At 72.4% G+C, this 7,002-nt stretch carries 6 protein-coding genes; all 6 read right to left on the reverse strand.

All coding sequences use genetic code 11. From position 1 onward, the window contains the following. A partial coding sequence (locus D7V93_RS33985; RefSeq protein WP_120647336.1) for a PEGA domain-containing protein occupies nt 1-1,558 on the reverse strand: 1,558 nt, incomplete at its 3' end. 67 nt (nt 1,559-1,625) lie between these two features. Next, nucleotides 1,626-2,975, reverse strand: a complete 1,350-nt coding sequence (locus tag D7V93_RS33990; RefSeq protein ID WP_372338381.1) for a S41 family peptidase — start codon at nt 2,973-2,975, stop codon at nt 1,626-1,628. An 81-nt stretch (nt 2,976-3,056) separates the two neighbouring features. Continuing rightward, entirely contained in the window at nt 3,057-3,917 is an 861-nt protein-coding gene (locus D7V93_RS33995) for an alpha/beta fold hydrolase (protein WP_120647340.1), read from the reverse strand. A gap of 85 nt (nt 3,918-4,002) precedes the next feature. Then, nucleotides 4,003-5,148, reverse strand: a complete 1,146-nt coding sequence (locus D7V93_RS34000) for a murein hydrolase activator EnvC family protein (RefSeq protein ID WP_208723247.1) — start codon at nt 5,146-5,148, stop codon at nt 4,003-4,005. Further along, entirely contained in the window at nt 5,145-6,047 is a 903-nt protein-coding gene (locus D7V93_RS34005; protein ID WP_120647338.1) for a cell division protein FtsX, read from the reverse strand. Before D7V93_RS34005 ends, D7V93_RS34000 begins: the two co-directional genes overlap by 4 nt. Next, entirely contained in the window at nt 6,044-6,736 is a 693-nt protein-coding gene (ftsE, locus tag D7V93_RS34010; RefSeq protein ID WP_120615261.1) for a cell division ATP-binding protein FtsE, read from the reverse strand. Before ftsE ends, D7V93_RS34005 begins: the two co-directional genes overlap by 4 nt. Nucleotides 6,737-7,002: the final 266 nt, after the last annotated feature.

Consider the following 7,002-nt stretch of genomic DNA (forward strand, 5'->3'; position numbering starts at 1 on the left):
GCGTAGCGTTCGTCTTCGGGGCAGGCTCGGTGCGCGCGGGCGGCGGAGGCATGGGGAGCGCCTCCTTGATGGGCTTCGCGTCGCGGGCCGGGGCGGCGCGCGGAGACGACGGAGCCGGGGTGGCGGGGGGAGACGACGCTCCGCTCCCGCCGCCGTCCTTCTTGTAGAAGGCGAGGTAGCTGCCCGCGCCCGCGGCCACCAGGCCCGCCAGCACGCCCACGTCCGCCACCAGCGCGTACGTCTTGCCGGTGCTCTTCAGGTCCTCCGCGCGCGTGCTGCCCTGGGGCGCGGTCTTGAACGCGTCCGCCTTGGAGGAGGCCTCCAGGCCGAAGTAGATGCCGCCCGCCAGCAGCGCCACGCCGGTGGCCAGCAGCACGTAGCCCGCCGTGCGGCGGCTCACGCCCCCGCCCCCGGTGAAGTGCTTCACGGGCTTGCCCCCGACGCGCGCCGCGTCCTGGGCGACGAGCCCCGTCAAGAGCGACTCGGAGCCCGTGGCCATCGCGTCGCCGCGCGGCACCGGCCCTGGCGCGTACGCCAGGCTGTGGCCGTCCGCCACGTCCAGCCGCAGGCCCGTGACGGTCAGCGGCGCGTTGCCCGGACCGCCGCGCACCAGCAGCGCCAGCACCTGCGACACGCCCGCGAGCGCGCCCAGCTCCTGCAGCGCCTTGTCCCGGTCCTCGCTGTCGGGGTTGTCCGCGATGCGCTTCATCAGCGCGTCCAGCCGGGGCTGCACGGACAGGCGCGTGAGCGGGAAGGACGCGTCACCCTCGCGGGCACGCCCCTCGGTGACGGAGTAGCCCGGCGCCACCAGCGTCACGTAGTGGTCCGCGCGCGTGAGGCCGGTGAGCGACACCGGGGACACGCCCCGGAAGGCCCCGTCCACGAACACCTGCGCGGGCACGGGCTGCGTGGTCACCGTCAGCGTGGCCTGCGCGCCCTCCAGCTGCGCCTTGCGCTCCTTCTCCACGAACGCGACCGATTCAGGCGGGAAGAAGTTGGGGTTGAACTGGGCGCGCGGGTCCACCGCCAGCACCGAGCGCATCTCCAGCTCCGCGGCCTTGTTCTCTCCGTTGGCCAGCTGCGTCGCGGCCTTCATCACCCGCGCGCGGCTCAGGAGCCCGAACGCGCGCGACAGGTCCGACTGCTCGTAGGCGCGCACCGCGGTGTCGAAGCTCTGGAGCGCCTTCACCGTGTCCAGCTCGTCGTAGGCCTTCGCGCCTTCCTTGAACGCGGCGTTGCCCTCCATGGCCTTCGCCGTGCGGGCACTCGCGCCCTGGGTGTCCAGCGCGTCCGTCAGCCGCACCAGCTCCAGCCTTCCGGAGCGCGCCACGGCCTGCTCGGCCCAGTGCGCCAGCTTCAGCGCCTCGCCCTCCAGCGAGGGATCCAACGCAATGGCCACCACCGCCACGCGCGGCCCTGTCGCCGCGGGCAGCGTTCGCGGCATCAGCCGCAGCGGTACGTGTTGCTGCTGCTGCGCCGCCGCGGGGCCCATGGCCAGCATTCCCACCAGCCAGCCACTGAGCGTCGCGTGCAGCGCGCGATTGAAAGGACGTCGCATCCGGTCTCCCTCGTTGCTGTGCGCATTACACGCACTGCCCGGCGGAACGCCAGCCTCGAAAGGGGTTTCAGCGACCCGGGCTGCCTCCGGGGCCCCGGGACGCCACCGGCGCCAGACCGTGGAGGTAGTTGAGGGCCACCCGGAGCTGCGCATCCGTGAGCTTCGCCGTCACCGCCCAGTCCTTCAGGTTCGCGGGCAGCGAGCGCGGCGCGGCCACGACCTCCGACGTCGCCTGCGAGGGCTCCGCCTTGAAGTGGCGCTGCAGGTCCTTCTCCCGGGGCGCCTCGCTCCCGGCCTTCCCCGAGGACTCCTCCGGCACGAGGAAGTCCGGGGTGATGCCCTTCTCCTGGATGCTGCGGCCCTTGGGCGTGTAGTAGCGGGCGATGGTGAGCTTCAGCCCGGAGCCGTCCTCCAGCTCGATGACGGTCTGCACGCTGCCCTTGCCGAAGGTCTGCGTCCCCATGATGACCGCGCGGCCGTGGTCCTGGAGCGCACCGGCGACAATTTCGGACGCGGACGCGCTGCCCGCGTTGACGAGCACCACCAGCGGGTAGTCCTTCTCCGTGTCGCGGTCGCGGCTGCGCTCCTCGGAGGCGTTGCGGCCATCACGCCCGCGCGTGGACACGATGGGCAGGTTGCCCGGCAGGAAGCGGTCGCTCAGCGCCACCGCCTGATCCAACAGGCCTCCGGGGTTGTTGCGCAGATCCAACACCACGCCGTCCAGCTCCCGGCCGCCGTTGAGCGCGCGCAGCCGGTCCAGCTCCTTGCGCAGCGACGAGTCCGTGCGGTCCTGGAAGTTCTTCACCTTCACGTGGCCGATGCCGTCGTAGAGCGCGCCCTCCACCGACACGATGCGGATGTGGTCGCGCAGGATGGCCAACTCCTGGGGAGCGTTGAAGCCCGAGCGCATGAGCGTGAGCAGCACCCGGCCTCCCGCGGGGCCGCGCATCTTCTGCAGCGCGCGGCCCAGGTCCATGCCCTGGGTGCTCTCCCCGTCGATGGCCAGCAGCTCGTCCCCGGCCTTGATGCCCGCGCGCGCCGCCGGCGTGTCGTCGATGGGCGCCACCACCACCAGCCGGTCGCCCTTGCGGGCGATCTCGATGCCCAGCCCGCCGAACTCGCCCGACGTGTCGATCTTCATCTCCCGGAACACCTCCGGGGGCATGAAGACGGTGTGCGGATCCAGCGTGTCGAGCATCCCCTGGATGGCGCCGTGCACGAGCGTCTTGCGGTCCACCGACTCCACGTAGTTGTTCTCCACGTAGGAGAGCACGCGCGCGAACAGCTCCAGCTGGCGGTACGCCGTCTCGTCCTTGCCGGCGGCGCCCGCCGGCTCCCGCGCGAGCACCGGAGCGCCCCACAGGAGGAGCGCGGCCAGGCCCAGGCGCCACGGCGGGAGGAAGAGACCTGTCGTCACGGGAGCGCGTCCTTTGTGGCGGGGAGGAAGGGCCTTGCGAGCCCCCCGACTCTACACCCGGCACCCCGGACGATTCCCGTCCTACAGCCCGGCCCGGTCCGCGAAGCCCACCAGGTGGGACACGAACGCGTCCGGCCGCTCCATCTGCGGGACGTGGCCGAAGCCCTCCACCACGTGCACCTCCGCCTGGCGTGGCAGGTGCTGCCGGTACCAGGTGAGGATCTCCGGGGGCAGGAGGCGCTCGCTGCCGCCCCACAGGAAGAGCACCGGCATCTTCAGGTCCCGCACCGCCTGGGGCGCGATGCTCGCCTGCGTGGCGATGGCGTCCGCCGCGAGCGCCTGCACCGTGGGCGTCGTGTAGAACTTGCGCATCTCCGACGCGAGCAGCATCGCGGCCCACGGGGGGCTGTGGAAGAGCCGCTTCGTGAGCGCGCGCGCATCCGCGTTCGACTTCACCGCGAACACGCCCAGCAGCGACGTCAGGGCCTCGGGCGTCAGCTCCGCGCCCGCGGGGGCCACCAGCGCCAGCGCCTTCACCCGCTCGGGGTGCTCGGAGGCCAGGTTGACGGCCATGGCGCCGCCCAGGGAGTTGCCCACCACGAGGGCCGGCTGCTTCACCACCTCCGCGCAGTAGGCGCGCAGCACGTCGAACTGGCCGCGCACGCAGGTGGGCCCGCCGCAGTACTCCCCGGAGAAGCCATGTCCCGGCAGGTCCGGCGCGAGCACGCGCGAGAAGCGCCGCGCCAGCCCGAAGAACGTCCGCCCGAAGCCGTTGGCCGACCCGCCCAGCCCGTGCACCAGCACCACCGGCGGACCCCTGCCCTGCCCCTGGAGCGCGTAGTGGTGCACCGCCTGGCCCGCGACGTTCACCGTCTCCGACTCGACGCCCCGCGCCACCAGCACGCGGCGCATCGCCTTCTGCATCCCACCCATCAGGTCCACGTGCGGGCCTCCTTCTTCCATGACCACCGACGGGCAGCTTGTAATGCTTCTGTGTTCCAGGCGCAGCGCGTCATGACTGACATTGTCACGGGGTGACGGCGGCCGCGGGAGCGGGCGCGAGCCAGGGCGCCGGGTCGACCGCCTGCCCGGCGCGGCGCACCTCGAAGTACAGGTAGGCGCCCTTGAGGGAGCCGGTGTCGCCCACCTCCCCCACCACGTCGCCCGGAGCCAGGCGCGCGCCCACCTCGGGGGTGATGGTGGAGAGGTGGGCCACCAGGGTGTGGAAGTCGTCACCGTGGTCGAGGATGAGCAGGTTGCCGTAGCCGCGCAGCCAGCCCGCGTAGACGACGGTGCCCTCGGCCACCGCGTGCACGGGGCTGCCGGCCGGGGCGCGGATGTCCACGCCCTTCTGCACGGTGACGGTGTTGAAGCGCGGGTTCACGACGCGGCCGAAGCCCACCTCGATGATGCCCGCCACGGGCCGGGGCAGCTTCCCCTTCAGCGCGCCGAAGCCGCTCGTCGCGGGCGCTTCATGCAGGTCCACCAGCATGCGGGTGAGCTCCGCGTCCGCGCCCTCCAGCTCGCGCACGGCGCGCTTCGCCAGCTCCGCCTCGCCGGCCAGCTTCCCCACGACCTCCTCGAGCGCCTCCTGCTGGGCCTGGGCCTGCTTCGACTGCTGCTGGAGGAAGGCCACGCGCTGGGACAGCGAGGTGTGCAGCCGCTTCAGCTCCAGCGTCGCCTGTCGCTGGAGCCCCGCGACGTGCTGCACGGTGCGCAAGAGCTCCAGGTCGCCCGCCATGCTGGCCTCCAGCGCGCGCGCCCGCCACATCAGCGCGGCGAAGTCCTCCGCGGACAGGAGCACCTCCAGCGGCCGGCGGCGCTGGAGCCGGTACAGGGTGCGCAGGCGCGGGGACAGGCGGCGCAGCTGGGCGCGCAGGGCCTCGCGCAGCACGGCCTCCTCGCGCTCGGCCAGCGCGACGCGGCGGCGGAAGAGGTTCAGGTCGCCTTCCAGCGCGCGCACGCGGCGGCGGGAGAACGCGGCCAGGTCCTCCATCAGCTCCATGCCCTCCAGCACGGAGAGCTTCTTCGCCTCCACCAGCGCGAGCGTGGCGCGCTGCGCGGCCAGCTTCTCGCGGATGGCCGCGCGCTCCGCCTCCTCGTCCTGCTGGGCCGGCGCGGCGGTCGCGCCCAGCAGGCCCAGGACCATCACGAGCCGAACGAGTCGGTTCATACGCGCAGGAAGCGCCCCACCGCGACGAAGCTGCCGCCCAGCCCCAGGACGCACCCGGCCGCGAGCAGCTCCAGCGCGGTGCGCGTCTCCACCCACGGCGCGTTCACGCCCGGGCCCAGGAGGAACGCGAACAGCGAGCCCAGCGTGGGACCCAGCAGCCGGCCGAAGAGCCACAGCCCGCCCAGCGCCACCAGCGCGCCCAGCAGCCCCTGCAGCAGCCCCTCCAGGAGGAAGGGCGCCTTCACGAAGCGGTCGGTGGCGCCCACCAGCTTCTGGATCTCGATCTCCTCGCGCCGCGAATAGATGGCGAGCTGGAGCGTGGCCGCGACGATGACGATGGTCGTCCCCAGCACCACCACCAGCGCCACCAGCGCCCCGAAGCTCAGCGCGCGGGCGATGGCGGACAGCCGCTCCACCGCGGCCTCGCCGTAGTCCACGCCGGTGACGCCGGGCAGCGCGCGAAGCTCCTTCGCCAGCGCCTGGAGCGCCTCGGGCGAGCGCCGCGCCTCCGGCACGCGCAGCTCCAGCGTCGCGGGCAGCGGGTTTTCCGGCAGCTCCGACAGGGCCTCGCCCAGGTCGCCCAGCTCGCGCTTGAGCCGCGCGAGCGCCGCGTCCGGCGGCACCACCGCCACCTCGCCCTGGGAGAGCTCCAGCACGCGCGTGTGGACGCCGTGGACCTCGTCCTGCCCCAGCTGCGGGGCCAGGTAGATGGTCACCTCCACCTCCCCGCCCAGCGACGCGAGCAGGTTGTCCACCACGTGCGACGCGCCGCGCGCGAGCCCCGCCGCGAACAGCGCGATGGCGATGGTGGACACGGCGATGAAGTGGACGAAGGGGGCGTGCTTCAGCCCGCCGGCCGCCGAGCGCCCGAAGTAGGCCGCCTTCGACAGCACGCTCATACCACCATCCGCCGTGCCGCCTTGACGCCGTCCTCGTCGGAGACGATGAGCCCGCGCTCCAGCCGCACCGTGCGCTTCTGGTAGCGCGACAGGAGCGTGGCGTCGTGCGTGGCCACCATCACCGTGGTGCCCCGGATGTTGATGTCCGTGAGCAGGTCCATGATCTCCACCGTGAGCGCCGGGTCCAGGTTGCCGGTGGGTTCGTCCGCCAGGAGGATGGTGGGGTCGTTCACGAGCGCGCGCGCAATCACGACGCGCTGCTGCTCTCCACCCGACAGCCGCAGCGGCAGCGAGTTCGCCTTGTGCTCCAGCCCCACGAGCTTGAGCATCCGGTGCACCTTCTCGCGCCCTTCGGCGCGGGGCACGCCCAGCACGTCCAGCGTGAAGCCCACGTTGTCCGCGACGCTGCGGTGCGGCAGCAGCTTGAAGTCCTGGAACACGACGCCAATGTTGCGCCGCAGGTACGGCACCGCCGACTCGCGGATGCGCGCGATGTTCTTGCCGCCCACCAATATCTGCCCCTTGGTGGCCTTCTCCCCGCAGAAGATGAGCTTGAGCAGCGTCGTCTTCCCCGCGCCGGAAGGCCCGGTGAGGAAGACGAACTCGCCCTTCTCCACGTTCAGGTTGATGTCCTGCAACACCGGCGGATCGCCGGGGTACGCCTTATAGACGTGGAAGAACTGGATCATGACCGGGCGCGCGAGCCCCCGGAGCCTACCACGGCCCTGGAGCACGCCCCAGGAACGGGCCGGCGCCGGGAGGCGCGCCGGACGGACGAGCCGAGGGGAGCCTTAAGAGGGCTCACCCTCGCTGGCGAGGTAGCTCAGGATGACCTCGTCCAGGCTCTTCTCGGAGATGAGGTCCTCGCCGAAGAGCGTCTCCACGCCCACCTCGTTGATGCGGGGCTTCTCCTTGAGGGCGCGCGCGGCAGCCACTTCAGGAGGGAGCACCACGG

This window comes from Corallococcus llansteffanensis (assembly GCF_003612055.1).
GTDB classification, from domain to species: Bacteria; Myxococcota; Myxococcia; order Myxococcales; family Myxococcaceae; genus Corallococcus; species Corallococcus llansteffanensis.